The organism is Telluria sp. LT2P80 (genome assembly GCF_059685955.1).
Genome location: NZ_JCASIO010000001.1, coordinates 233,920 through 259,509, shown reverse-complemented (window position 1 = coordinate 259,509; position 25,590 = coordinate 233,920). Strand labels below are relative to the sequence as shown.

The following is a 25,590-nucleotide window of genomic DNA, read 5'->3' as shown; positions in this document are numbered from 1 at the left end:
TGCGGAAAAGAGGGCGGCAGCGCCGCCCTGGAACATCAGGAGTTGAGCGTGAACTCGGTGAACGAGGCGCCGCCCTTGGGCTCGCTGGCCTTGTCGTCCATCTGCTGCTGGACTTGGCTATCGGGCCCGTTGTTGAGCAGCCAGAGCAGGTTGGTGGCCGAGTCGGCGTTGGCCAGGCCTTCGTCCTGCGTCACGTGGCCTTCCTTGATCAAGTGGAACAGGGCGCCTTCGAACGATTGCGAGCCGGCCGACAGGCTCTTGTCCATTGCTTCCTTGATCTGGCTGATTTCGCCCTGTTCGATCAGGTCCGCAATGTAGCGGGTATTGAGCATGACTTCGACTGCCGCGCGGCGCGCGCCGCCGGCAGCGGCTTTCACGAGCCGCTGCGACACGATGGCCTTGATGCTCGACGCCAGGTCTTGCAGCAGCGCGTTGCGGTTTTCCAGAGGGTAGAAGCTGATGATGCGGTTGAGCGCGTTGTAGCTGTTGTTGGCGTGCAGCGTGGCCAGCACCAGGTGGCCGGACTGCGCATAGGCCAGCGCGGCCTGCATTGTCTCGCGGTCGCGGATTTCGCCGATCAGGATGCAGTCGGGCGCCTGGCGCATCGAGTTCTTCAGCGCAATGCCAAAGTCGTGCGTGTCGCTGCCGATCTCGCGCTGGTTGACGATCGATTTCTTGTTCTTGAACAGGTACTCGATCGGGTCTTCCAGCGTCAGGATATGCCCGGTGCGCAGGTCGTTGCGGTGGTCGAGCATCGACGCGATGGTGGTCGACTTGCCCGAGCCCGTGGCGCCCACGACCAGCATCAGGCCGCGTTTTTCCATGATCAGTTCGGCCAGCACCGGCGGCAGGCCCAGCTCGGCCAGCGGCGGGATGGTCGCCGGGATAAAGCGGAACACGGCCGAGATCGAGCCACGCTGGCGGAACGCCGACAGGCGAAACCGGCCCACGTTCGCGACCGACACGCCCATGTTCAATTCGTTGTCGCGCTGGAGTTCGTCGATCTGTTCTGGCGTCGCGATCTCGGACAGCAGCGACAGGATGTTCTCGGGTTCGAGGCGATGCTGGTTGATGGGGATGAGCGCACCGTTGATCTTGATGTGCACCGGGGAGTTCACGGCGAAGAACATGTCGGACGCGTTCTTCTCTTTCATCAGCTGGAACAGGCGGTCCATGGCCATCGCATCGTCTCCGTCATTCGGGGGAGTTACAAAAGCCAGTTGAGCAGGGCGGGCACGCCGCCCCGTTCAACCAGCCGTACTGACTACTTGCGCAATCAGTCGCCGCGCAGCAGGTCGTTGATCGCCGTCTTCGAGCGCGTCTGTGCATCGACGCGCTTGACGATGACGGCGCAGTACAGGCTGTACTTGCCGTCGGCGGATGGCAGGCTGCCCGACACGACGACCGAACCCGACGGCACGCGGCCATACGACACTTCGCCGGTGGCGCGGTCATAGATCTTGGTCGACTGGCCGATGTAGACGCCCATCGAAATCACCGAGTTCTCTTCGACGATCACGCCTTCGACGATCTCGGAACGGGCGCCGATGAAGCAGTTGTCTTCGATGATGGTCGGGTTGGCCTGCATCGGTTCGAGCACGCCGCCGATGCCCACGCCGCCCGACAGGTGGACGTTCTTGCCGATCTGCGCGCACGAACCGACCGTGGCCCAGGTGTCGACCATCGTGCCTTCATCGACGTAGGCGCCGATGTTGACGTACGACGGCATCAGGACGACGTTCTTGCCGATGAAGCTGCCGCGACGTGCGACGGCCGGCGGCACCACACGGAAACCGCCACGAGCGAAGTCTTCGGGCGTGTAGTCGGCGAACTTGGTCGGGACCTTGTCGTAGAACTGGATGTCGCCCGAGACGACCGGCACGTTGTTCTCGAGGCGGAACGACAGCAGCACGGCTTTTTTGAGCCACTGGTTCACGACCCAGGTGCCGGTGTCCTTCTGCGCGACGCGCAGGCTGCCGTCGTCGAGGCCGGCGAGCACGTGGGCGACTGCGTCACGCAGTTCGGCGCTGGCGCTGTTCGGGCTGATGTCGGCGCGCTGTTCCCAGGCGGTGTCGATGATGTTCTGGAGTTGTTGGGTCATGGTGCTGGTCTTGGTTGGAATGATTTCAGGGGTGCGCAGGCGTCAGGTGAGGCCCTGGCAGAACTGGACGATGCGGTTGGCCGCTTCCAGTCCTTCGTCGACGCTGGCCACCAGGGCCATGCGGATGCGGTCCTGGCCCGGGTTCTGCCCGTGCGCATCGCGCGCCAGGTAGCTGCCCGGAAGGACCGTGACATTATAGTCGGCGTACAGGCGCCGTGCGAAGTCGACATCCGACAGCCCGGTGCGGCGCACGTCGGCCCACAGGTAGAAGCCGGCGTCGGGCAATTCGACGTCCATCACCTGCTTGAGCAGCGGCGTGATCAGATGGAATTTTTCTTTGTACAGCGTGCGGTTGTCCTGCACGTGCTGCTCGTCGTTCCAGGCCGCGATCGATGCCGCCTGCACCGGCGGCGACATCGCCCCGCCGCAATAGGTGCGGTACAGCAGGAAGCGCTTCATCGCCACCGGATCGCCCGCCACGAAGCCCGAGCGCATGCCCGGCACGTTCGAGCGCTTCGACAGGCTCGAGAACACGATCAGGTTGCGGTAGGGCTGCTCGCCACTGCTGCGGCCCAGCTGGTGCGCTGCTTCCAGTGCGCCCAGCGGGGGCGCGCTGCCCGTATAGATCTCGGAATAGCATTCGTCCGCCGCAATCAGGAAGCCCCAGCGGTCCGACAGCGCGAACAGGTCGCGCCAGTCGTCCAGCGTCAGCGTGGCGCCCGTCGGGTTGCCGGGCGAGCACACATACATGAGCTGCACGCGCGGCCAGACCTCTTCTGGCACGCTCGCGTAGTCGGGTGCAAAATTGCGGCCCGGTTCCGAGTTGACGAACCACGGCGCGGCGCCGGCCAGGTAGGCCGCGCCCTCGTAGATCTGATAGAACGGGTTCGGGCACACCACCAGCGGATCGGGCTTCGATGCGTCAATCGTGCACTGCGCGATGGCAAACAGCGCCTCGCGCGAGCCGTTCACCGGCAGCACCATCGTGGCCGCATCGAGCGCGGGCAAGCCGTAGCGCCGTTCGAGCCAGCCGGCGATTGCGGTGCGCAGTGGCTCGCTGCCGATCGTGCTTGGATAACTGGCCAGGCCCGATACCGCATGCATCAGCGCTTTCTCGATGAATGCGGGCGTCGGATGCTTCGGCTCGCCGATGCCAAGACTGATGGGTGCGTAGTCCGGGTTCGGTGTCACGCCGGCAAACAACTGGCGCAGTTTTTCGAACGGGTAGGAGTGGAGTTTGTCGAGATGGGGATTCACGGCGATACCAGTGTGCGCTTTTCGCTAATTTTTCATTATAGCGCCAGGAATCGCTGCCACGGGGCATACGATTTAAGTGATTTGCGGTAACATCTAACGTCAATACCCACCCGTGATGTTCACGCTGAAAGCCGATTTTCCGTGCCGATCAATTACGCGCGCAGCCTGACTGGACACGCCCGCACGCCGGGCGCCAACCGCCACCTGGGCGTGGCGCTGGCTTTCGTTGCCGGCGCCATCAATGCGGGCGGCTACCTGGCGGTGCGCGAGTACACGTCGCACATGACCGGCATCGTCTCAAGTGCGGCCGACCATCTCGTGCTCGGCCAGACCGACCTGGTGCTCGCCGCGGTGGGTGCCTTGCTCAGCTTTTTGCTGGGCGCGGGCAGCACCGCGATTCTCGTCAATCTCGTGCGGCGCCAGGGCCTGCATAGCGGCTACGCGCTGCCGCTGGTGCTCGAGGCAATCCTGCTGCTGGTGTTCGGCATCCTGGGCGCGCGGCTCAACGACATCGATGCGCTGTTCACCCCGCTGACCGTGATGCTGCTGTGTTTCATGATGGGCTTGCAGAACGCCGTCATTACCAAGGTCTCGCACGCCGAAATCCGCACCACCCACATGACCGGCATCGTCACCGACATCGGCATCGAGCTGGGCAAGCTGGCGTACTGGAACCGGGATGGCGGCCTGCGCCAGCCGAAGGTCACTGCCAACCTGGGCCGCCTGGGCCTGATGGTGGCGCTCCTGGTCGCATTCTGCATTGGCGGCGTGGCCGGTGCGCTGGGCTTCAAGCATTTGGGTTATCTGTCGACGATCCCGCTGGCCGGCTTCCTGTGCGTGCTGGGGATTGTGCCTGTGGTTGACGACACGCTACGCGTGCTCGGGCGCGCCCGACGGGCCGGGCACGACGCCTGAACGCAGTTTGCCGGCCCTGAGTGACCGCTCACGCAGCCTGCGCGCGCCAGGCGCCGGGATTGACACCGCTCCACTCGCGAAACGCGTGCGTGAACGCGCTCTGGTCCTGAAATCCCAGCAAAAAGGCAACGTCGGCCAGGCCCAGTTCGCGCCGCCGTAAATAATCCTGCGCCAGCGCGAAGCGCACGCCATCGAGCACCTGCTGGAAGCTCGATCCAGCCTCGGCCAGCTTGCGCTGCAGCGTGCGCGCCGACAATCCCAGTTCTGCCGCCACCGGCGCCAGGCGTGCCTGGCCATCGGGCAGCCGCGGCGTCAGCGCCGCCGTCACCCGCGCCACGATACCGTCGGCGACCAGGACGCGCTGCGCCAGCAGCCCCTCGGCATGCTGGTGCAGCACCGGGTAGAGGCTGGGGTCGGCGTTCGGCACCGGCATGTCGAGCAGCGCCACGTCGAAGGCGGCGCAGTGGCGTGGCGCGTCGAAGGTGGGCGCACTGCCCAGCACGCGCCGGTATTCGTCGTGGCCGTGGCCGGGATCGGCGTGCCGGAAGCGCATCGCCTGCGGTAGTAGCGGCCGGCCCGCCATCCAGCTGCCGAACACGGCAATGCCGGCATACACGCTTTCGGCCAGGTGACGCGTGGCGTCCGGATAACGGCTGATCCATTCGTACTGTGCCTGCGGCCCCTCGATCCCCAGCCGGCTGCGGCCCAGGTCGTGCGCGAGCGATTCATAGCGCTGGGTCAGCGCCATCGCATGGCCGAAACTGCTGCAGGCCAGCAGCAGCAGGCCATAGGCGCTGTAGGTTGCGGGCCGCACCTGTTCGCCGACATGCAAACCGAAAAACGGATCGTTCGCCAGCCGCGCGCCAGCATCGAGCAGGGCGATGTAGCGTGCTGTCGGCAGGGTGGCAGGAAGCGGGTCGAGTGCATCGGCGGCAAGGCCGACGGCAGCGGCAAGCGCATCGTGCGTAACACCGCGGGCAAGGGCAGCATGGAGCAGCGCCTGCAGGTAGGCGCCAGTCACGCGGGCGGTATTGGGCAAGTGTGGCGTGATGGAGCAAGGCGATGGCATAAATGCGCAATACAGTTGGCGAAGCCCTGACTAGTCTGGCAAAAAGGGCAACTTGTGCCCAGTATAACGGGAAGCGTATCGATGCGGCGTTGGAACGGCTGGAGTAACGAAGTAATGGCGGTGCGACTGCAAAACCGGCCCCGGGCGTTGGATGTCCGGCCATGTGCGCTGTTGTGCCGGTCCGGTCCCGCCGGCTGCATGCGTGCCGCCTGTATGGTGCGGCCATGACGACGTTCCCGCCACCGCGCGACTGGGATGTGCTCGTGATCGGCGGCGGCATCACGGGCGCCGGCATCCTGCTTGAAGCGGCGCGCCGCGGCCTCAAGACGCTGCTGGTCGAGCAGGCCGATTTTGGCTGCGGCACGTCGAGCCGCTCGTCGAAACTGATGCATGGTGGCCTGCGCTATCTGGCGGCCGGCAGCCTGCGCCGCACGCGCGACGCGGTGGCCGAGCGTGAAGCGCTGCTGCGCGCGGCGCCCGGCCTCGTCGATGCACAGCCGTTCGCGTTTGCGAACCATGGCGCCGACCTCACGCGCCGCCTGGGCCTGCTGTCGATGCTGCGCGTGGTCGACCTGCTCACGGGCCGGCGCGAACCGCAATGGCAGCGCCAGGACGCCCTGCGCAAACCGGCCCCGGATGCGCCCGATCCGCGCAGCGCCGGCAGCATCCGCTACACCGACGCCAAGACCGACGATGCGCGCCTCGTGCTGCGCGTGCTGGGCGAGGCGCGCACCCATGGCGCGGTGGCGTGCAATTACGTGACCGTGCAATCGCTCGTGCGCGATGGCGGCAAGGTGCATGGCGCCTTGCTGCGCGACGAACGCACAGGCGCCGAGACGGCCGTGCGCGCCCGCCTGGTGATCGACGCCACCGGCGCGCCGCCGGCGCCTGCCAACGCCGGCGGCAACGACAAAGCACCCCGCCTGCGCTGGCTGCGCGGCAGCCACCTGCTGCTGCCGGCCGACCGCCTGCCACTGACCGAAGCCGTCAGCCTGCTGCATCCGGTGGATGGTCGTCCCGTGTTTGCCTTTCCGTGGGAGGGCGTGACGCTGGTTGGCACGGCCGACATCGATCAGGCCGACGACGTCAACGCTCAGCCGAGCATCACGCGCGGCGAATTCGATTACCTGATGGCGGCCGTGCAGGCCCAGTTCGCGCCGCTGGCGCTGGTCGATGCCGACGTGCTCGCCACGTTTGCCGGCGTGCGCCTCGTGTTCGACAGCGGCAGCGACGGCGTATCGATCAGCGACAAGCGCGAGCATCTGGTGTGGTCCGAGCCCGGCCTGGTGTCGGTCGCGGGCGGCACGCTGACCACGTTCCGCCTGGCCGCGCGCGACGTGCTGCGCGAAGCGGCCCGCCAGTTGCCGGGCTGGCAGATGCGCACCGAGCGCGGCGCCGTGTTCGCGCGCGCCAGTGCGCCGGCGCGGCGCGACCTGCCGCCCAATGTGCTGCGCCGGCTGACGGGCCGCCACGGCGCGCACGTCAAGGCGCTGCTTTCTGCCGCGCACGCGGGCGAGCTCGAATGCATTCCAGGCACGCACACGCTGTGGGCCGAGCTGCGCTGGGCGGCGCGCGCCGAACAGGTGTACCGCCTCGACGACCTGTTGCTTCGCCGCACGCGCCTGGGCATCCAGCTGACCGACGGCGGCGCCGCCCTCATGGGTCGGGTGCGCGCGATCTGCCAGAAGGAGCTTGGGTGGGACGATGCGCAGTGGGAGGCGCAGGAAAAACGGTATATCGCGGCCTGGCGGTTGCAGCACGCGGTGCCGCCTTCCTCGTAACGGGCAGGCTCAGGGCGCGCGGCCGCCGCGCACGGTTTCCAGCGTCGTCCCTGCCTGCAGCATGACGACCTGATTGCGTCCGCGCGCCTTGGCCTCGTACATGGCCCGGTCGGCCGAGATGAACAGCGAGCGCAGATCGTCGAACAGCGTCGGCACGATGCAGGCCACGCCCAGGCTGGCCGTGACCACGCCGGTGCCGTCGGCGCGCGGGTTCGGCATGGCCAGGCGCTCGATGTGGGCGCGGATCGTTTCACCGAGACTCGCAGCGTTTGCGGCGCTGGTATCGGCCAGCAGCACGACGAATTCCTCACCGCCGTAGCGCGCTGCCAGATCGGTCGGGCGCATCGCATGCGATTGCAGCGCTTCGGCGATCGACTGCAGACAGGCGTCGCCGGCGGCGTGGCCCAGGCTGTCGTTGTAGCCTTTGAAATGGTCGACGTCGATCACGATCAGCGACAGCGGCTGGCCATTGCGGATCGCGCGCTGCCATTCTTTTTCGAGGAAGGCGTCGAAGTGGCGCCGGTTGGCGATGCGCGTGAGCGGGTCGACCAGGGCGGCATGCTGCAGCGCCGTCTCGGACTGCTTGTGGTGCGTGATGTCGTGCAGCAGGATGACGAACAGGGTTTCGTCGCCGGCCATCGGCGAGAGTCCCATGTCGATCGCACGCAGTGCACCGTCGGGCTGGTGCAGCAGCACTTCGCGCGTGCCCCGGCAGCGTGCAGCGGCATTCTCGTCCGATGGGTTGGCGAAGAAGGCGGCATAGTCGTGGGCCGCCGGCGGCTCGAGCAGATCGCACAGCGGGCGCCCGACGAGCAGGCTGCGGGGCTGCGCCAGGAAGCCTTCGCTGGCAGGGTTGGCAAAGGCGATGCAACCGCTTGCATCGACGAGCATCAGGCCTTCGTCCATCCCGTCGACGACCAGCTGGAGGCGCTCGGCCTGCTGTTTCTGGCTGTCGCTGCTGCTGCGCAGGCGCAGCTGGGCGCGCACGCGCACGCAGACTTCGGCCATCCGTACGGGCTTGGCGATGTAATCGGCGGCGCCGGTGTCGAAGCCGGCGACGACGTCATCGGTCTCGCTGCACTCGCTGATGAAGATGACGGGGATGTGGGCGGTGTCAGGGGAGCGCTTGAGGCGGCGGCAGATTTCCAGCCCGTCGAGGTCGGGCAGGCGTACGTCGAGCAGGATCAGGTCGGGCTGCACGCGCAGCGCAATGTCGAGTGCACGTTTGCCGGTGCCGGCGACGAAGGTCTGGTAACCCTGCTGTCGCATCATGTCCTGCAACAAGCCGACGCTGTCCGGGGCGTCGTCGACGATCAAAATGGCGGATTGGCGCGCCGGAGCTGCAAGCGCTAGAGCAGGGTACATCATCAGTTGCGGAAAGACCTCATCAGTGTGCGGAAATCATAACCGCAATCCGAGGTAATCAGACAACTGATCTTGCCAGAAACCCAGCACGTAATACGGTTGTTGCAATAATGCAACTGAACCGTTATTGGCCCGCGGACGGATCGCGGGCCAATCGGGGAGGTATTACAGCATGCCGGCGATGAGCTTGCCCAGGATGGCGATGCCTTCGCGGATGCGTTCAGGTGGCACCGTCACGAACGACAGGCGCAGCGTGTTCGACGCCGGATCGTTGGCATAGAACGGCGCGCCCGGCACGAACGCCACTTTGGCGGCCAGCGACTGCTCGAGCAGTTTCATCGCGTCGATCTGCTGTGGCAGCGTGACCCAGATGAACATGCCGCCTTCCGGTTCGGTCCAGCTGACGCTCGTCGGGAAGTGTTCTTTCATCGCGTCGAGCATGCACTGGCACTGGTCGCTGTACAACTTGCGGATGGTCGGGATGTGCTCGTCGAGGAAACCGTCCTTGACCACTTCGTGCACGACCATCTGCGTGAGCTGCGCGGTGTGCAGGTCGGCAGCCTGCTTGGCCAGCTCGAGGCGGCGCACCAGCGGCAGCGGGGCGCACACGTAACCCAGGCGGATGCCGGGCGTCAGCACCTTCGAGAACGAGCCCATGTAGATGACGCCGTCCGGGTTCATCGCGACCATCTTCGGCATCGGCTCGCCGCGGTACGACAGCGAACCGTACGGATCGTCCTCGATCAGCGGGATGGCCAGGCGCGCGCAGGTTTCCACCAGTTCGCGACGGCGTTCGAGCGACAGGCTGCGGCCGGTCGGGTTCTGGAAGTTCGGCAGCGAGTACAGCATGCGCGCGCCCTTGGCGACGGCGTCGATCGACGACGGCACCAGGCCGTGCTCGTCGGTATCGACCGATTTGAATTCGGGGCGGTACACCGAGAACGCCTGCAGCGCGCCCAGGTAGCTCGGGGTTTCGACCAGCACGCGGCTGCCTTCGTCGACCAGCACCTTGCCGAGCAGGTCGAGCGCCTGTTGCGAGCCGGACGTCATCAGGATCTGTTCCGGCAGGATGATCGAGCCTTCGGTCGACAACGAATTGGCAATCCATTCGCGCAGCGGCGCGTAACCGTCGGTCGGGCCGTATTGAAGCGCCACCTTGCCGGCTTCGCTCAGCACCTTGTCATAGGCCGCCTTCATGCGCTCGACCGGGAAGGTCGCAGGCGACGGCAGGCCACCGGCAAACGAAATGATGTCCGGACGCTGGGTGATCTTCAGGATTTCGCGGATGAAGGAGCTTTGCAGCTGCGCGGCGCGTTCCGAGAACTGCCACTGGATAGGATTAGGGTTGTCGATTTTCATACTTGTCTCGCAGGAAGGGGCACGGTCGTGCCGGGCCATTATATAGAACACGCCGGGTAGGCGATCTCTTGTCGGCGGACGGCGCCGGGTCAGCGCCACCCGTCATGACAGTAAAGGAAACACCGGCGAATGTGCGCCGGTTATTGCCACGCAAACGCTGTTTTTATGCCACTTCCACGATCATTTCGATCTCGACGCACGTGCCGCGTGGCAGCGATGCGACGCCAAAGGCCGACCGCGCGTGCTTGCCAGCGTCGCCGAACACTTCGCCGATCAGTTCCGACGCGCCATTGGTGACCAGGTGCTGCTCGTTGTACTCCGGGGTCGATGCGACCAGGCTCATCAGCTTGACGATGCGCTTGACACGGGTCAGGTCGCCGCCGACGGCTTCCTGCAGCGTGCCGATCAGGTCGATGGCGACCGAGCGCGCAGCAGCCTGGCCGTCGGCGGTGGTCTTGTCGCGGCCCAGGATGCCGGCGTTCGGCGAACCGTCGGCGTTCTTGGCGATGTGGCCCGAGATGAACACGAGGTTGCCGGTCTGGACGTACATGACGTACGCTGCGGCCGGGGTGGCTGGCGCTTCCAGCGTGATGTTCAGTTCTTTGAGTTTGTCGTAGACGGTCATGGAATTTCCAGGGTGCGTGAATGAATCCGGTATTGTACGTCGAGCCGGCGGCGCTGCCCAACCACCGGGTTTGGGAGTACCCATCTACGGGGTCACGGGCGCCGCGCGATATTGCTTATCAAAAATATCTCTTGAAATCCCCCGGCAGGGCCACATATGCGTCCGGGTCTGACCAACCCTATTGTCTTTAACGAGGAACAAGATGGCACATGCCGAAAAAGAAACCCTTGGATTTCAGGCTGAAGTAAAACAGCTGCTGCAACTGATGATTCACTCCTTGTACTCCAACAAGGAAATCTTCCTGCGCGAACTGATCTCGAACGCGTCGGATGCCTCCGACAAGCTGCGCTTCGAGGCGATCAACAATGACGCCCTGTACGGCAACGACCACGAATTGAAAATCAAGGTGGCGTTCGACGCTGCCGCCAAGACGATCACGATCTCGGACAACGGTATCGGCATGAACCGTGACGAAGTGATCTCGCACCTGGGCACCATCGCCAAGTCGGGCACCAAGGAATTCTTCAGCAAGCTGTCCGGCGACCAGCAGCAGGATGCCGCGCTGATCGGCCAGTTCGGCGTGGGCTTTTACTCGGGCTTCATCGTCGCGTCGAAAATCACGGTCGAGACCCGCCGCGCAGGCGCCGACGCGTCCGAAGGCGTGCGCTGGGAGTCCGCCGGTGAAGGCGACTACAGCATCGAGCAGATCGACAAGACCGGTCGCGGCACCGACGTGATCCTGCACCTGCGCGACGGCGAAGAAGAACTGCTGTCGGCCTGGAAGCTCAAGTCGATCATCCGCAAATACTCGGACCACATCTCGCTGCCGATCGTGATGCAGAAAGAAGAGTGGGACGAAGAAAAGAAGGAAACCGTCCTGAAGGACGACGTCGAGACCGTGAACCAGGCCAGCGCGCTGTGGGCACGCTCGAAGAACGAGATCACCGAAGAGCAGTACAACGAGTTCTACAAGCACGTCTCGCACGACTTCCAGGAACCGCTGACTTATACCCATAACCGGGTCGAGGGCCGCAGCGAATACACGCAGCTGCTGTACGTGCCGGCGCACGCGCCGTTCGACCTGTGGGACCGCAACAAGCGCGGCGGTATCAAGCTGTACGTCAAGCGCGTCTTCATCATGGACGATGCCGAGCAGCTGATGCCGACCTACCTGCGCTTCATCAAGGGCGTGATCGACTCGAGCGACCTGCCGCTGAACGTCTCGCGTGAAATCCTGCAGGAATCGCGCGACGTGCGCGTGATCCGCGAAGGTTCGACCAAGCGCGTGCTGGGCATGCTCGAAGAAATGGCGAACTCGGACGAGCAGGCCGGCAAGGACAAGTACGCGACCTTCTGGAAGGAATTCGGCCAGGTGCTCAAGGAAGGCGTGGGCGAAGATGCGACCAACAAGGACCGCATCGCCAAGCTGCTGCGCTTTGCGTCGACCGCCAATGACTCGGATGCCCAGACCGTCTCGTTCGCCGATTATATCGGCCGCATGAAGGAAGGCCAGGACAAGATCTATTACGTCACGGCCGAAAACTACAATGCCGGCAAGAACAGCCCGCACCTGGAAATCTTCCGCAAGAAGGGCGTTGAAGTCATCCTGATGACCGACCGCGTCGACGAGTGGATGCTGTCGTTCTTCACCGAGTTCGAAGGCAAGGAACTGGTGTCGGTCGCCAAGGGCGGCCTGGACCTGGGCGGGCTGGAAGACGAAGCCGAGAAGAAGGAACATGCCGAGACCGAGGCTGGCTACAAGGAGCTGGTCGAGAGCATGAAGGGTGCGCTGGGCGAGAAGGCCAAGGAAGTGCGCGTGACGTTCCGCCTGACCGATTCGCCGGCCTGCCTGGTGGCGGACGACAACGAGCTGTCGGGCAACCTGCTGCGCATGCTCAAGGCAGCAGGCCAGGACGCACCGGAATCCAAGCCGATCCTCGAGATCAACCCGGACCACCCGCTGGTGCAGCGCCTGAAGTACGAAGACACCACGAGCCCGCGCTTTGCCGACTGGTCGCACATCCTGTTCGATCAGGCGATGCTGGCCGAAGGCGGCAGCCTGAGCGATCCGGCGTCGTTCGTGAAACGCTTGAACGAGATGCTGCTGGCTGGCGCGAAGTAAGCGCCTGATCGGTCAGCGTAAAAGCCGCCGTTCCCGTCACCGGGAGCGGCGGTTTTTTTTTGATGAGCGCTGCTGGTCCACCTACAAGTGACGCACCTCGGCTGGCGCCGTATGCCAGTTGTCGTTGCGGCCATCAATGTAGCGCACCGGCGCGGCCATGAGCGCATCGACCGGTAGATCGTCCAGGCTGGCGGCCGTCACGGCAATGAACGGACCTGCAGCGACGGTCGTGAAGACATGGATGCCGCAGGTACTGCAGAACGCGTGGCCATCACGGCGCGCACCAAAGCGGTAGTCGCGCAGCATCTCGTGACCCTGCAACAGGCGAAACGCCGTTGGCGCGACGACAAAGGCCCAGAACCGCATCTTGGTGCAGATCGAACAGTTGCACTTGACCGTGCCGGCGGCCAGGTCGATGTCGGCGTCATAGCGTACTGAACCGCAGTGGCAACTGCCGTGAAAGGTGGTCACGTCGATTCTTTTTGCGCCGTCACGTCAGCGCAAAACGCGTCCAGCAGACGCATGCCGTCGGGCCAGTCGCCATAGCCCGAATCGGTGGTGACGTGGCCGGCGTCGCCGATCTCGACCAGTTTGCTGCCCCAGGCGTCGGCAAACGACTGGGTGCGCGCGAGGCTTGCATAAGGATCGTTCGTGCTCGCCACGATCATGCTGGGAAACGGCAGCGGCGTGCGCGGGATTGGCGCCCAGTTGCCGGCCGGGATCGGGAACGATGGCCGTTCCACGTCGCTGGGAGCCACCAGAAAGGCGCCGGCCACTTTCAGGGGAGAGCCCGACAGCGCCCAATGCGCCACCAGCATGCAGCCCAGGCTATGCGCAACCAGCACCGGGGCGCCGCTGCAGCCGGCAATGGCTTCTTCCATCTCGGCCACCCACTCGTCGCGGTCGGGGTTGGTCCAGTCGCGGTGGGCCGCGCGGCGCCACGCGGGATTGCGTTCGTGCCACAGCGATTGCCAGTGCTGGGGACCGGAGTTGAACAGGCCGGGCAGGATCAATACGTCACACGTCATCTTGTTTCTCCTTGATGGGGTTGGTCGGCGCCGAGGCCAGGACTGCACGCTGCGCAGGGCGCCGCAGCGGACACAGCGCGCGCTCGAACAGGCGCTTGAACACGTCCTTGCGTTGCTCGGTCACCATGCCGAGCAGGGCCGTTGCGAGGGCGACGGCGGCCGACAGGGCCAGCACGTCAGTCACGCTGGCGGGATCATGCGGATACAGCACGGGCCAGCCGATCAGCACCAGCGCATGCGACAGGTACAGCGTCAGCGTATAGGCGGCGAACAGCCGGATGGGGCGCGCCACGCGCAGCAGGCCGGTAAAGCCGGCGAAGCGGGCGCAGGCGAAATTGAGGACGACGATCATGCCGAAGGCGTAGTCGGCCAGGAACCGGTCGGCGTTGCCGAGTGCAACGTACTGCCCGAGCCAGCTGGCCCTGCCGGCTGCGCGTAGCAGTTCCTCCGTGCCGTATGCCTCGTACGCCACCAGCAAGACCATGCTCAGTGCCCAGCCGGCGCGCGCCGTGGTGCGGCCCAGGCTGTAGCGCGCCTGCCAGTGGTACAGCGCGACGCCGGCCAGCCAGACGGGCAGCAGGAGCCACAGTTTGTAGCCCATGATGGCCAGCATCAGGCCGATCGCCGGCAGGCGCCATGGCTGGCGCACATAACAGGCGACGCCGAACAGCACGTAGAACCAGACCTCGTAATTGAGCGACCACCAGGGGCCGAGCCAGGGCGGGTACTCCGACAGTGTCCACAAGTCGCCCATGAACAGCAGGTGGAACGGGATATAAAACCAGGGTTTGGCCACCTGGTAGCTCGCGCCCATGCCGGGAACATGCGGCCCCTGGCTCAGGTAAGCGCACAGAAAGCCCAGCAGGAGCACGGGCAGTGCCACCGAATAGATCCGGGCGGCGCGCGCGACGGTAAAGTCGATTGCATCGGGGCGGCGCATCTGCGTGGTGTAGGCAATGACGAAGCCGGACAACACAAAGAAGGCCATGACCGATTCATGGCCAAGCAGCGTCCAGTGCTGGGAACCGGGAATATCGACCAGCTTGAACATGCGCATATGCATCAGCACCACGGCCACCGCAGCCAGGAAGCGCACCAGGTCGAGGTACACCGAGAACGGCTGGTTGAGGGGAGTGGGAGGAGCGCGCATTGCATTAATAGTAAAGCAAAACGCCGATTGCACGATTTTTGGCCAGGGACGGATACGTCGAAAAAAATCGTCAAAAATTTTTGCAGCGCACCCTAAAGTTCCCGCGGGACCATCCGATAACAATCCCAGATAGGCAGCAAACCGCGCACATTATTCAAAAATAGTTGCGGGTTACCCTAAAGTTGGTGGCGAGGCTGCCGTAAATGGAAGAGCAGACGGCGTCGGGCAGGTTGTGTGGTCAGCAAAAATGGTGAAAATTTTTTCAAACTGACCCTAAAGTTGTTCCGCGGGCTGCCGTTAAAGAGATAAGCGGCAATTGCCGAGTGGCAAAATTGCGACAAACGCGATTTGTTGCTGTACATCATCAAGGTGCTTTCCTGCGCCAAACAGCCCCGATTTTTACGGCGGCTTCATAGGGAACCAGATGGGTTTGTCAGACAAACTCCTATGGATCCGTCTCGTCGTTCACTGACTGAAAATACAGACTTTCTCCAATTTGAGAATAGTTTCCCCACGGTCAGAATCTATCTCATCGGCAACACAACGGCAGCCGACACAACGACTGGAGAGAGAAAATGACGATGAACGACATGATGGCTGAAATTCGCGACGCTAACCTGAGCTACCTGATGCTGGCTCAGCAAATGATCCGTGCCGACAAGGTCACTGCCATTTTCCGCCTGGGCGTCTCGGCCGACATCGCCGACCTGATCGAAGGCATGAGCAACGCGCAAATCCTGAAGCTTGCTGGCGGCAACATGATGCTGGCCCGCTTCCGCTTCGACGACAGCGCAATCCTGTCGATGCTGACGAGCCACACCAAGGAACGCAGCCTGGCCCAGTCGCACGCAGCCATCCTGATGGCCGGCCAGCCAGTCGAAGAGATCGTATAATCGTTGTCAGCGGTCTTGCTGTAAGGCCGACAGTGCCGGGAGCCGTATCGCCATGAGTAAAAAGAGCGTTGTCACCGAGGCGCAGGAAATCCAGCTCGCCATTGAACTGATCAACCTGGGCGCACGCCTGCAACTGCTCGAGACCGAAGTCTCGCTGTCGCGCGAACGCCTGCTCAAGCTGTACAAGGAGCTCAAGGGTGTCTCTCCACCCAAGGGCATGCTGCCGTTCTCGACCGACTGGTTCCTGACCTGGCAACCGAATATCCATTCGTCGTTGTTCATCAATATCCACCAGTTCCTGGTGGAGCATGCCGGCGCCACCGGCATCCAGGCCGTCATGAAGGCCTATAAACTCTACCTCGAACAAATGCCGCCGGCGCCGAACGAAGAGCCGTTGCTCTCGCTCACGCGCGCCTGGACGCTCGTGCGCTTCTTCAATGGCGGCATGCTGCAACTGGCCCCCTGCAGCAAGTGCCAGGGCAAGTTCATCGTCAATGCCCTCGACCTGAACAGCGACTACCTGTGCGGCCTGTGCCACATGCCTTCACGCGCCGGCAAGACGCGCAAGGCCAAGGAAGCGCTCGACCAGGCCCGGGCCGACGAACAAGCCGAACAGGCGGGGCAGCAGGCCGAAGGCCTGGACCCGGCCTGATCCAGCCCGCCGGCTGCCACCCTTGCCAGCATCACCTTCCTCCCCGTCGCCCCGGCGCCTGCTGGGCGCGCCCGCGATCCGGGCGCTGCTGCTGCAACTCGCCGCCTTTCCCCTGACGCTCGCCGTCGTCTACCTGCTCGCCACGGGCGGCCTGGTCGTCTCATACTGGCACGTGGCCCTGGTCCAGGGCCTGCTCGCTGCAGGCTTGACCTGGTGGCGCGGCCTGGCCATCTGGTGGCGCGCGATCCAGTTCGGTTTCCCGCTGGCGCTGCTGGCCACCAGCACGCTGGCGATTCCGCCACTGGCGTTCCTCGTCGTCTTTCTGTTCCTGCTGCTGCTGTACTGGTCGACCTATCGCACGCAGGTGCCGTATTACCCGTCCGGGCGCAAGGTGTGGGAGGCGGTCGACGCCGCGCTGCCGCAGGGCAGGGCGCTGCGCGTGATCGACATTGGCAGTGGCATCGGCGGACTGGTGCTGGCGCTGCAGCACCGTCGGCCAGATGCGCGCATCGAGGGTATCGAACTCGCGCCGCTGCCATGGCTCGCCAGTTTCGCGCGCGCGAAGCTGGCGCGCAGTCCCGCCGCCTTCATCCGTGGCGACTATGAGCGACTCGACCTGGGCGACTACGACGCCGTGTTCGCCTACCTGTCCCCGGCTGCAATGACCGCGCTATGGCGCAAGGCCGCGCGCGAGATGCGCCCCGGTTCGATGCTTTTCAGTTACGAATTCATCGTTGTCGGACAAACACCGACGCGTGTTGTGCATCCATACACAGGCGGGCCCGCTTTGTATATATGGGACTTTTAAGAGACAAACGGTGAGTTTTCGGGGTGGTTTTGCTTGCCGGACAGCACTTCTCCAGCTAAAGTAATTCCCTGAATAAACATTTTCTGAAATTACCGGTTCCGAGTCGACATGTCGCGACGCGGCGCGGGTTTTCTGGAGCAAAATCCCTTGTTAGTTATTGTTGGTTACATCATCGTCTGTGCCTGCGTGTTTGGTGGCTTTGCCCTGGCGGGTGGGCACCTCGCATCGCTGTGGCAACCCATCGAGCTGTTGATGATCGGTGGCGCCGCGTTCGGCGCTTTGTTCGTCGGTAACAGCGGCAAGGCAATCAAGGCGACGCTCAAGGCGTTTCCCAGCATTTTCAAGGGCTCGAAGTACACGAAGGACATGTACATGGAACTCATGGCGCTGCAATTTGACGTGCTGTCCAAGGTCCGCAAGGAAGGCCTGATGTCGATCGAAGGCGATATCGAAGCCCCGGACGCGTCGCCGCTGTTTTCCAAGTATCCGGCCGTCGTGTCCGACCATCACATCATCGAATTCATGACCGATTATCTGCGCCTGATGGTGTCGGGGAACATGGACGCGATGCAGATTGAAAACCTGATGGACAACGAGATCGAGACGCACCACCACGAAGGCGCCATTCCGGCCCACGTGATCGCCAAGATCGGTGACGGCCTGCCGGCCTTCGGTATCGTGGCGGCCGTGATGGGCGTGGTGCACACGATGGAATCGGTTGGCTTGCCGCCGGCCGAACTGGGCATCCTGATCGCCAAGGCGCTGGTCGGTACCTTCCTCGGCATCCTGCTGGCCTATGCGTTCGTCAGCCCGCTGGCGACCGTGCTGGAGCAGAAGCTCGAAGAGTCGACCAAGATGTTCCAGTGCGTGAAGGTGACGCTGCTGGCGAGCCTGAACGGCTATGCGCCGGCGCTGGCCGTCGAATTCGGCCGCAAGGTGCTGTACTCGACCGAGCGCCCGACCTTCGCCGAGCTCGAAGAACACATCAAGAAGAAGAAGTAAGCCGCGATGACCGCATCCTATCTTTCGCCGCAGTACACCAGGGAGCATGAGCGTGGCTGACGACAACGCACGTCCCATTGTCATCAAGCGCATCAAGAAGGTGGCCGGCGGCCACCACGGCGGCGCCTGGAAAATTGCGTACGCCGACTTCGTGACCGCGATGATGGCGTTCTTCCTGCTCATGTGGTTGCTGGGCTCGACCGCGAAGGGCGACCTGGTGGGCATCTCGGAATACTTCAAGACCCCGCTGAAGGTGGCGATGCAGGGCGGCTCGGGCTCGGGCGATTCGTCGTCGGTCATCCAGGGCGGCGGCGAAGACCTGACGCGCACCGCCGGCCAGGTCAAGCGCGGCGACTCGGCGCCGGTCAGCAAGAGCTACGACCTGCAGGCGGCCAAGGCTGCGCTGGCGCGCGAAGAAGGCGAGCGCCTGAAAAACCTGAAGGCACGGATCGAGTCGGCCATCGAGGTCAATCCGATGCTCAAGAAGTACCAGAACCAGCTGCTGCTCGACATCACCAGCGAAGGCTTGCGCATCCAGATCGTCGATGAAAAGAACCGCCCGATGTTCGCGATGGCCAAGGCCGAACTGCAGCCGTACACGAAGGAAATCCTGCACATCATCGGCATGGTTCTCAATGAGGTGCCGAACAAGCTGGGGATTTCGGGCCATACCGATTCGACGCCGTATCACAGCGACGCCGGCTACAGCAACTGGGAACTGTCGGCCGACCGCGCGAACGCGTCGCGGCGCGAGATGGTCCTGGGCGGCTTGCAGGACGACAAGGTGCTGCGCGTGGTGGGGCTGGCCTCGGCCGCCCACCTCGACGCCACCGACCCGTTCAGCCCGATCAACCGGCGCATCAGCATCATCGTCATGAACAAGCGCACCGAAGATGCGGTGCGGCGCGATGCATCCACGCTGGACGTGCCGGCCGAGGACGCCGAGGCGGCAGCGACGGCAACGTTAAATGCGGTGAAACCGCGATGACCGACGCTGTGCGGGCAGGTTTGGAGAGAACACGATGACAAGAAAAAAGATACTCGGATCGCATGTCAAGCGCCTGCTGTCAGGCGTGTCGGTGCATGGCCGGCGCCACCTGACCGAAGTGGAAGCCGATCTGCTCCAGACCGAATTGCTGCTCGAAGAAGCTATCGACAAGCTCACCGGCAGCTTCGTGGCAGTGCACGCCGTCGTCGGTGCGCGCCAGGAAGCGATCGACCGCATGCTCGCCGGCGGCGTGCTGTCGCTTGAAGATCGCGTTCTGCTGGGCTCGATGTCGGACGACGTGAGCGAGCACGTGAACACGGCCATTACCAGCATGCAGTTCCAGGACCTGACGGCGCAACTGATCGAACGGACACTGCGCCGCGTCGCGGGCTTGCGTGACTTTCTGGGCACGCTGAACGACCATGGCGCAGGGATCGCACCGGACCACGGCAGCGACGAAATCGTTGACCGGCTGGGCCAGGTCAGCGTCGCGCTGGCGATCCAGTCCCTTCAGTTGCGCAGCAAGCTGCGCAGGTCGGTCGAACAGAAACACCTGGAAAGTGGCGACGTCGAGCTGTTCTGACCGCGCCGCCGCCGCACCGATTTTACTCAACAACCAATTCAACCCGGGCCCGCCCGGTGTAAAAACAGCAGGAGCACAAGATGGCAAAAACGATTCTCGCAGTCGACGATTCCAGTTCGCTACGCCAGATGGTGGCTTTCAGTCTGAAAGCCGCCGGCTACCATGTGGTGGAAGCCGTGGACGGCCAGGATGGCCTCGACAAGGCGAAGCTGCAGGCCGTCGACCTGGTGCTGACCGACCAGAACATGCCGAAGATGGATGGCCTGGCGCTGATCAAGTCGCTGCGCACGTTGCCCGGCTACGCGAAGACGCCCATTCTGATGCTCACCACCGAGTCGTCGGATGAAATGAAATCCAAGGGCCGTGCTGCCGGCGCCAATGGCTGGCTGGTCAAGCCGTTCGATCCACAGCGCCTGATCGAGGTGGTCAAAAAAGTGATCGGTTAAGCCATGAATTTTGGCTTAGGCAACCACGAGCGGACATCCCCATGAGCATCGACATCAGCCAGTTTTACCAGGTCTTTTTCGACGAAGCAGAAGAACTGCTCGCCGAAATGGAGCGCCTGCTGCTGGGCGTCGATCTGGCAGCGCCCGACGCCGAGGACCTGAACGCGATTTTCCGCACCGCGCACTCCGTCAAGGGCGGCGCATCGACCTTTGGCCTGACCGACATGTGCGACGTCACCCACGTGCTCGAGTCGCTGCTCGACCGCATCCGCAAGGGCGAGATGGCACTGACGTCGAATCACGTGGACGCGTTTTTGGCGGCCAAGGACGCGCTCAAGATGCAGCTCGACGGGCATCGCCATGGCAAGCACGTCGACCACGAAGTCGTCGCCAACGTGCGCATGGCGCTGCACGACCTGGCCGAAGGCCTCGTGCCGGCGGCGCCAGTGGTCGCACCGTCGTACCTGTCGGCGCCGGCACGCGTTGAAGTGCCCACCGAAGGCGCGCACCGCTACAAGATCGAACTGCCGCAAGTGGCGCAGCGCGACATCGATGCGCTGGTCGACGAGCTCGGACTGATGGGCCGGATCTCCGTCGCGCCGCTCGACGGCGGGCGCACCGCCGTCATCATCACGACGCTGGAAAGCCTGGATGACATCATCGCCATCTGCTCGTTCGTGCTCGATCCCGATGACCTGAAAATCTTAGAGGCGCCGGCGCTCACGCCCGAGCAGCGATTGATCGAAGCGGCCGAACGCAAGCGGATCGAAGATGACCAGGGCTACGGTTTCTTCGGCCCGGACGACGATATCGCCCCTGCCGCGGGCGAGCCGTCCGAAGACGAACTCGGCTACGGCTTCTTCCAGCCGATCGAGCAGATCCGCGCTGCCGCCGGCATTGTCGACAGCGCGCCGGAACCGGTAGCGGCGCTTGCCACGCAAGCCCAGAACGTGGTGGAGCACCTGGCCGAACTGGCGCTGGAAAAGAAAGCCGCGCGCAAGGATGACAAGAACGAGTCGTCGTCCATCCGCGTGTCGGTCGAAAAAGTCGACCAGCTGATCAACCTGATCGGTGAACTCGTCATCACCAATGCAATGCTCGAGCAGCGCAGCGCCGTACTCGATCCGATCCTGCACGAGCGCCTGCTGTCGTCGGTCAGCCAGCTCGACCGCAACACGCGCGAGCTGCAAGAGGCGGTGATGTCGATCCGCATGATGCCGATGGACTTCGTGTTCTCGCGCTTCCCGCGCATGGTGCGCGACCTGGCCGGCAAGCTCGGCAAGAAGGTCGACTTCATCACCAATGGCGCTGCGACCGAACTCGATAAAGGGCTGATCGAGCGGATCGTCGATCCGCTGACGCACCTGGTGCGCAACTCGATTGATCATGGCGTCGAAATGCCGGCCGCGCGCATTGCCGCAGGCAAGAGCGAAGCAGGGCGCCTGTTCCTGTCGGCCGGGCACCAGGGCGGGCATATCGTCATCGAAGTGGCCGACGATGGCGCCGGGCTGAACCGCGAAAAAATTCTGGCCAAGGCGGCGCAGAACGGGCTGGCCGTGGCCGACACGATGACGGATGCCGAAGTCTGGCAACTGATCTTCGCACCGGGCTTCTCGACCGCCGATACCGTCACCGACGTGTCGGGCCGCGGCGTGGGCATGGATGTGGTCAAGCGCAATATCACCGCGATGGGCGGCACGGTCGACATTCGCTCGGCGGCCGGTTTCGGCACGACGATCTCGATTTCGCTGCCGCTGACGCTGGCGATCCTGGATGGCATGTCGATCCGCAGCGGCGAAGAAATCTATATTTTGCCGCTGTCGTTCGTTGTCGAATCGCTGCAGCCGACGCCGCAGGACGTGCGCGAGATCGCCGGCCGCGGGCGCGTGCTGAAAGTGCGCGGCGAGTACCTGCCGATGATCCCGCTGTACCAGATGTTCGATATCGAACCGGTGCACCGCGACCCGTCCGACGGCATCGTCGTCATCCTCGAAACCGAGGGCAAGAAGGCCGCGCTGTTCGTGGACGAACTGGTCGGGCAGCAGCAGGTGGTCGTCAAGAACCTGGAAGCGAATTACCGAAAAGTGGCCGGGATTTCCGGCGCAACCATCATGGGCGACGGTGGTGTTGCCCTGATCCTCGACGTGGCAGCGCTGGTGCGCTCGTCGCGCCAGCTGGCCGACGATCCCGTCGTTCAATAAATTCTATTTTCACTGCAAACAAAGGAATACCATGTCCAACCTGGCAAACACCCTCTCGACCGACGGCACCGCGCACGACGGCGCCGGCAGCGAATTCCTTGCCTTCACCCTGGGCTCGGAAGAATACGGCATCGATATCCTGAAGGTGCAGGAAATCCGCGGCTACGAAGCCGTGACCCGCATCGCCAACGCCCCCGAATTCATCAAGGGCGTGATCAATCTGCGCGGCATCATCATTCCCGTGGTCGACATGCGCATCAAGTTCAAGCTGGGCACGCCGGTGTACGACCAGTTCACCGTCGTGATCATCCTGAACATCGGTGGCCGCATCATGGGCATGGTGGTCGACAGCGTCTCGGACGTCACCACGCTCACGCCAGACCAGATCAAGCCGGCCCCGGAAATGGGCAGCGCCTTCAATTCGGACTACATGATTGGCCTGGGCACCGTCGACGAGCGCATGCTGATCCTGGTTGACATCGACAAGCTGATGTCGTCGAGCGAAATGGGCCTGATCGACAAGCTGGCGGCGTAAGCCACCCTTCTGCGTCGGCACGAAGCACAACAATCCGGCAGGCTCGTCGAGTCCGCCCATCGTATCCAAGAAAGTCACGCACAGTGCCGCAGCAGAAAACAGAAACCAATAAAGAGTTCGATTTCACCCGGCGTGATTTCGAGCGGGTGCGCGCGCTGATTCACCAGCGCGCCGGCATCTCCCTGGCCGACAGCAAGCAGGAGATGGTCTACAGCCGCCTGGCCCGGCGCCTGCGCGCGACCGGCATCCAGTCGTTCACGCGTTACCTGGATGACCTGGAAGCAGGGCGCATGGACCGCGAATGGGAGTCGTTTACCAATGCGCTGACCACCAACCTGACGTCGTTCTTCCGCGAGGCCCATCACTTCCCGCTGCTGCTCGAGCACCTGGTGGCACTGCACAAGAAGGATTCGCGCCCGCTGCGCATCTGGTGCTCGGCCGCGTCCACCGGCGAAGAGCCGTATTCGATCGCGATGACGGCCTGCGAAGCGTTCAACACGCTGACGCCGAAGGTCGAGATCATCGCCACCGACATCGACACCAATGTGCTGGCCACGGCGTCCAATGGCGTGTACCCGATGGAGCGCATCGAGAAGGTGTCGCCGGAGCGCCTGCGCCGCTTCTTCTTGCGCGGCAAGGGCGCCCACGAAGGCATGGTGCGCATCCGCCCCGAGTTGCGCGCGCTCGTGACGTTCAAGCCGCTCAATCTGCTGGCCGATGGCTGGCCGCTGGATGGGCAGTTCGACGCGATCTTTTGCCGCAACGTGATGATCTATTTTGACAAGCCGACCCAGCGCACCATCCTGAGCCGCTTCGTGCCGCTGATGAAGAGCCACGGCCTGTTGTTTGCCGGCCACTCCGAGAACTTCCTGTATGTGTCCGATTCCCTGCGCCTGCGCGGCAAGACCGTGTATGAACTCGACGCGCGCACGGCGTAAGAACGAAGGGCGACCATGAACAGCCAATTCGCAACCAATCTGTACCACGACCGCACGTTCGCGATCGATGCCGCCAAGATCCTGCCCGGCGAGTACTTCTACACCAAAGAGAACATGCTGATCGCGACCGTGCTCGGCTCGTGCGTATCGGCCTGCATCCGCGATCGCGTCACGGGCCTGGGCGGCATGAACCATTTCATGCTGCCTGACGGCGCGGCCGAGCCCAACAACCCGGTATCGGCCTCGATGCGCTACGGCACCTTCGCCATGGAGATCCTGATCAACGATCTGCTCAAGGCCGGCGCGCGCCGCGAACATCTTGAGGCGAAGGTGTTCGGCGGCGGCGCCGTGCTGCGCGGCTTTACCGCGATGAACGTCGGCGAGCGCAATGCCGCGTTCGTCATGCAGTTCCTGAAGACCGAACGGATTCCGGTGCTGGCCGAAGACCTGAACGACATCTACCCGCGCAAGGTGTTTTTCTTCCCGCGCACGGGCAAGGTGCTGGTCAAGAAGCTGATGCAGACCCATAACGACACGCTGGCCAAGCGCGAACTCGATTACGCCAAGCGACTCAAGGTCGAACCGGTCGGCGGCGCGATCGACCTGTTCTGAGCAACCACGGAGACACCATGAAAATCAAGGTCCTGATCGTCGACGACTCGGCATTGATCCGCAGCGTGATGAGCGAGATCGTCAATTCGCAACCCGATATGGAAGTGGTGGCCACGGCGCCCGACCCCCTTGTCGCGCGCGAGCTGATCAAGAAACACAATCCGGACGTGCTGACGCTCGACGTCGAGATGCCCAAGATGGATGGCCTCGACTTTCTCGAAAAACTGATGCGCCTGCGCCCGATGCCGGTGCTGATGGTCTCGTCACTGACCGAGCGCGGCTCGGAAATCACGATGCGCGCGCTGGAGCTTGGCGCCGTCGACTTCGTCACCAAGCCCAAGATATCGATCCAGAGCGGCATGCGCGAGTATGCCGACATGATCGCCGACAAGATTCGCGGCGCCGCGCGTGCGCGCATCGCACCGCGTAGCCGCACGCCCCAGGTGGCCAGCACGCAACTGTCGGCGCTGAGGAGTCCTCTCATTTCTTCTGAAAAACTGATCATCATCGGCGCGTCGACCGGCGGGACCGAAGCCATCCGCGAATTTTTGATGCAGATGCCGTCCGATTGCCCGGGCATCCTGATTGCCCAGCACATGCCGGAAGGCTTCACCACGTCGTTCGCCAAGCGCCTCGATTCGCTGTGCAAGATCAGCGTGGTCGAGTCGGCTGGTAACGAGCGGGTGCTGCCTGGCCACGCGTATATCGCGCCCGGCCACTCGCACCTGTTGCTGGTGCGCTCCGGTGCGAATTACATGACGCGCATCGAGCAGAGTCCGCCCGTGAATCGCCACCGTCCATCGGTCGATGTGTTGTTTCGTTCCGCTGCGCAGGCGGCCGGTAAAAACGCCGTTGGTGTTATCCTGACCGGGATGGGCAAGGACGGCGCGGCGGGCATGCTCGAGATGCGTGAAGCCGGCGCCCACAACTTCGCTCAGGACGAAGCGAGCTGTGTGGTGTTCGGCATGCCGCGTGAAGCGATTGCCATCGGCGCTGCACATGAGGTCGGTCCATTGCAGGCTTTACCGCGCCTTGTACTCGACCATCTGGCGGCCCAAGGCGGCCGGGCGTTGCGTGTTTGAGCTGAATTCATCATCCTTCCATGCTTTGTGGGCTATTTTATCGCCGTAGAGCAACAAAAATGCTATTCTTGCGTCTGT

At 63.5% G+C, this 25,590-nt stretch carries 25 protein-coding genes; 15 read left to right on the top strand and 10 right to left on the bottom strand.

What is annotated here, in order from left to right:
- Positions 1 to 35: 35 nt before the first annotated feature.
- The 3 genes from AC56LW_RS01145 to dapC form a co-directional block, all read right to left on the bottom strand.
- Positions 36 to 1,181 (bottom strand): PilT/PilU family type 4a pilus ATPase, encoded by a 1,146-nt coding sequence (locus AC56LW_RS01145; protein ID WP_332531130.1) that lies wholly within the window; start codon positions 1,179 to 1,181, stop codon positions 36 to 38.
- Positions 1,182 to 1,276: 95 nt separating this feature from the next.
- Positions 1,277 to 2,101, bottom strand: a complete 825-nt coding sequence (gene dapD / locus AC56LW_RS01140; RefSeq protein ID WP_258834795.1) for a 2,3,4,5-tetrahydropyridine-2,6-dicarboxylate N-succinyltransferase — start codon at positions 2,099 to 2,101, stop codon at positions 1,277 to 1,279.
- 42 nt (positions 2,102 to 2,143) lie between these two features.
- Positions 2,144 to 3,358: a succinyldiaminopimelate transaminase gene (gene dapC, locus AC56LW_RS01135; protein ID WP_499630801.1), complete on the bottom strand. Its 1,215-nt coding sequence runs from the start codon at positions 3,356 to 3,358 to the stop codon at positions 2,144 to 2,146.
- A gap of 141 nt (positions 3,359 to 3,499) precedes the next feature.
- Here dapC and AC56LW_RS01130 point away from each other — a divergent pair, with 141 nt between their 5' ends.
- Positions 3,500 to 4,273 (top strand): YoaK family protein, encoded by a 774-nt coding sequence (locus tag AC56LW_RS01130; RefSeq protein ID WP_499630798.1) that lies wholly within the window; start codon positions 3,500 to 3,502, stop codon positions 4,271 to 4,273.
- Positions 4,274 to 4,301: 28 nt separating this feature from the next.
- Here AC56LW_RS01130 and AC56LW_RS01125 read toward each other — a convergent pair whose 3' ends face one another.
- A complete protein-coding gene (locus AC56LW_RS01125) occupies positions 4,302 to 5,312 on the bottom strand; it encodes an AraC family transcriptional regulator (protein ID WP_499630795.1) in 1,011 nt (336 codons plus the stop codon).
- 254 nt (positions 5,313 to 5,566) lie between these two features.
- Between AC56LW_RS01125 and AC56LW_RS01120 the strand changes: the two genes are divergently transcribed.
- Complete coding sequence (locus AC56LW_RS01120) at positions 5,567 to 7,123, top strand: glycerol-3-phosphate dehydrogenase/oxidase (RefSeq protein ID WP_499630792.1); 1,557 nt, start codon at positions 5,567 to 5,569, stop codon at positions 7,121 to 7,123.
- A gap of 9 nt (positions 7,124 to 7,132) precedes the next feature.
- Here AC56LW_RS01120 and AC56LW_RS01115 read toward each other — a convergent pair whose 3' ends face one another.
- The 3 genes from AC56LW_RS01115 to AC56LW_RS01105 form a co-directional block, all read right to left on the bottom strand.
- Positions 7,133 to 8,491 carry a diguanylate cyclase gene (locus AC56LW_RS01115; RefSeq protein WP_499630791.1) on the bottom strand — a complete coding sequence of 453 codons (1,359 nt, stop codon included), beginning with the start codon at positions 8,489 to 8,491 and terminating at the stop codon, positions 7,133 to 7,135.
- A 162-nt stretch (positions 8,492 to 8,653) separates the two neighbouring features.
- Positions 8,654 to 9,847, bottom strand: coding sequence for an aminotransferase-like domain-containing protein (locus tag AC56LW_RS01110; protein WP_499454680.1), 1,194 nt, complete (start codon positions 9,845 to 9,847; stop codon positions 8,654 to 8,656).
- Between the two features lie 163 nt (positions 9,848 to 10,010).
- Positions 10,011 to 10,472, bottom strand: a complete 462-nt coding sequence (locus tag AC56LW_RS01105) for a RidA family protein (protein WP_258834787.1) — start codon at positions 10,470 to 10,472, stop codon at positions 10,011 to 10,013.
- 202 nt (positions 10,473 to 10,674) lie between these two features.
- Here AC56LW_RS01105 and htpG point away from each other — a divergent pair, with 202 nt between their 5' ends.
- Complete coding sequence (gene htpG, locus AC56LW_RS01100; protein ID WP_499630788.1) at positions 10,675 to 12,594, top strand: molecular chaperone HtpG; 1,920 nt, start codon at positions 10,675 to 10,677, stop codon at positions 12,592 to 12,594.
- 81 nt (positions 12,595 to 12,675) lie between these two features.
- Here the strand turns inward: htpG and AC56LW_RS01095 are convergent, their stop codons facing one another.
- The 3 genes from AC56LW_RS01095 to AC56LW_RS01085 are packed head-to-tail and all read right to left on the bottom strand — an operon-like array spanning position 12,676 to position 14,772.
- Positions 12,676 to 13,065, bottom strand: coding sequence for a GFA family protein (locus tag AC56LW_RS01095; RefSeq protein ID WP_499630785.1), 390 nt, complete (start codon positions 13,063 to 13,065; stop codon positions 12,676 to 12,678).
- Positions 13,062 to 13,622 carry an RBBP9/YdeN family alpha/beta hydrolase gene (locus tag AC56LW_RS01090; protein ID WP_499630781.1) on the bottom strand — a complete coding sequence of 187 codons (561 nt, stop codon included), beginning with the start codon at positions 13,620 to 13,622 and terminating at the stop codon, positions 13,062 to 13,064. The genes AC56LW_RS01095 and AC56LW_RS01090 overlap by 4 nt, the downstream gene beginning before the upstream one ends.
- Positions 13,612 to 14,772, bottom strand: a complete 1,161-nt coding sequence (locus tag AC56LW_RS01085; RefSeq protein WP_499630778.1) for an acyltransferase family protein — start codon at positions 14,770 to 14,772, stop codon at positions 13,612 to 13,614. Before AC56LW_RS01085 ends, AC56LW_RS01090 begins: the two co-directional genes overlap by 11 nt.
- A gap of 575 nt (positions 14,773 to 15,347) precedes the next feature.
- Here AC56LW_RS01085 and flhD point away from each other — a divergent pair.
- From flhD to AC56LW_RS01025, 12 genes are all read left to right on the top strand, one after another.
- Entirely contained in the window at positions 15,348 to 15,665 is a 318-nt protein-coding gene (flhD, locus tag AC56LW_RS01080) for a flagellar transcriptional regulator FlhD (protein ID WP_332531140.1), read from the top strand.
- A 52-nt stretch (positions 15,666 to 15,717) separates the two neighbouring features.
- Positions 15,718 to 16,317 (top strand): flagellar transcriptional regulator FlhC, encoded by a 600-nt coding sequence (flhC, locus tag AC56LW_RS01075; protein ID WP_332531141.1) that lies wholly within the window; start codon positions 15,718 to 15,720, stop codon positions 16,315 to 16,317.
- 22 nt (positions 16,318 to 16,339) lie between these two features.
- Positions 16,340 to 17,125: a class I SAM-dependent methyltransferase gene (locus AC56LW_RS01070; protein ID WP_499630775.1), complete on the top strand. Its 786-nt coding sequence runs from the start codon at positions 16,340 to 16,342 to the stop codon at positions 17,123 to 17,125.
- 147 nt (positions 17,126 to 17,272) lie between these two features.
- Complete coding sequence (gene motA / locus AC56LW_RS01065; protein ID WP_332531143.1) at positions 17,273 to 18,127, top strand: flagellar motor stator protein MotA; 855 nt, start codon at positions 17,273 to 17,275, stop codon at positions 18,125 to 18,127.
- 52 nt (positions 18,128 to 18,179) lie between these two features.
- Positions 18,180 to 19,115, top strand: a complete 936-nt coding sequence (motB, locus tag AC56LW_RS01060; RefSeq protein ID WP_332531144.1) for a flagellar motor protein MotB — start codon at positions 18,180 to 18,182, stop codon at positions 19,113 to 19,115.
- Between the two features lie 34 nt (positions 19,116 to 19,149).
- Positions 19,150 to 19,698, top strand: a complete 549-nt coding sequence (locus AC56LW_RS01055) for a chemotaxis protein (protein WP_499630772.1) — start codon at positions 19,150 to 19,152, stop codon at positions 19,696 to 19,698.
- Positions 19,699 to 19,778: 80 nt separating this feature from the next.
- A complete protein-coding gene (locus AC56LW_RS01050) occupies positions 19,779 to 20,144 on the top strand; it encodes a response regulator (RefSeq protein WP_332531146.1) in 366 nt (121 codons plus the stop codon).
- A gap of 41 nt (positions 20,145 to 20,185) precedes the next feature.
- Complete coding sequence (gene cheA / locus AC56LW_RS01045) at positions 20,186 to 22,345, top strand: chemotaxis protein CheA (RefSeq protein ID WP_499630770.1); 2,160 nt, start codon at positions 20,186 to 20,188, stop codon at positions 22,343 to 22,345.
- Positions 22,346 to 22,376: 31 nt separating this feature from the next.
- Positions 22,377 to 22,880, top strand: coding sequence for a chemotaxis protein CheW (locus tag AC56LW_RS01040; RefSeq protein ID WP_183558070.1), 504 nt, complete (start codon positions 22,377 to 22,379; stop codon positions 22,878 to 22,880).
- Between the two features lie 83 nt (positions 22,881 to 22,963).
- Positions 22,964 to 23,818, top strand: a complete 855-nt coding sequence (locus AC56LW_RS01035) for a CheR family methyltransferase (protein ID WP_332531148.1) — start codon at positions 22,964 to 22,966, stop codon at positions 23,816 to 23,818.
- Positions 23,819 to 23,833: 15 nt separating this feature from the next.
- A complete protein-coding gene (gene cheD, locus AC56LW_RS01030; RefSeq protein ID WP_332531149.1) occupies positions 23,834 to 24,430 on the top strand; it encodes a chemoreceptor glutamine deamidase CheD in 597 nt (198 codons plus the stop codon).
- Between the two features lie 17 nt (positions 24,431 to 24,447).
- Positions 24,448 to 25,512 carry a protein-glutamate methylesterase/protein-glutamine glutaminase gene (locus AC56LW_RS01025; RefSeq protein ID WP_332531150.1) on the top strand — a complete coding sequence of 355 codons (1,065 nt, stop codon included), beginning with the start codon at positions 24,448 to 24,450 and terminating at the stop codon, positions 25,510 to 25,512.
- The last annotated feature ends 78 nt before the right edge of the window (positions 25,513 to 25,590 follow it).